At 64.3% G+C, this 891-nt stretch carries 1 protein-coding gene; it reads right to left on the bottom strand.

Annotated features, from left to right (window positions below; all coding sequences use genetic code 11):
* A partial coding sequence (locus AC4FQ5_RS19615) for a hypothetical protein (protein WP_491146198.1) occupies window positions 1-390 on the bottom strand: 390 nt, incomplete at its 3' end.
* Window positions 391-891: the final 501 nt, after the last annotated feature.

Below are 891 nucleotides of genomic sequence, written 5' to 3' on the forward strand. Positions count from 1 at the left end.
CGTGAAGTCCGCGCACACGCCGTCCTGCGGTTCTCCAAGGGTCTCATCGGGGAAGCTCACGGTGACGTAGCCCGCCACACCTCCGACGTCTCCGCCGCCCGGCCCGCCGCCCGGACCCCATCGTCGGTCGACACACACCTGCGACTCGTCGATGACGATGCCCTCGAATGTCATGCCCACCCAAATCGGAGCATCGGGCAGTTCCGCCTCGACAAGGTACTCGGCACGTTCGACTGGCTCGAGGTCCGTGAGCACGGCGGCCGTCTCGGTGGAGGCGGTGGCGGACGTGGGTCCCGCCGGAACCGTTCGCGATGAACACCCCGGGAGGGCTACGACGACAATGACGACGGCGAGGAGAGCCGATCGCACGGACCGCCGAACATTGCTCATGATCGGACTCTAGTCGCGACGCGGCAAGGGGAGACGAGCGTTTCAGGTCGGTGCGACCGACGCTACCGGTAGGGATTTGGAGGGACGGTCGCGATGCTCAAGCAGTAGCGGACCGGTATGGAGGCGTGCCCACATCTTGCCCACAATCGGAGCGCCGTCATTCGCCGGCTAGGACCCTGGGATGACCTCGGATCCCTGCATGTGCGGGAGATAAAGCAGGTCTCCCTGAGAGAAGGCGCCTATGCATAGGGTTCAAATCCCACCGTCACCGCCACCACGAAGTCCCCGGTAGCCCTGAGTTCTCAGGCCCTACCGGGGACTTTCGTCATGATGCGGCCTCGTCTGCCAACATTTTGCCCACAACCGTGGAACGAAGTCCCTCATCCATGCGTCCGGCAACGTGATCGAGGTCGTCGTCGAACAGGTCGGCGTACGTGTCGAGCGTCATCTTCGCGGACGCGTGGCCAAGCATTCTCTGAACGGCCAGGACGTTGGCTCCGG

It is taken from the genome of Chryseobacterium sp. DT-167 (genome assembly GCF_058310155.1).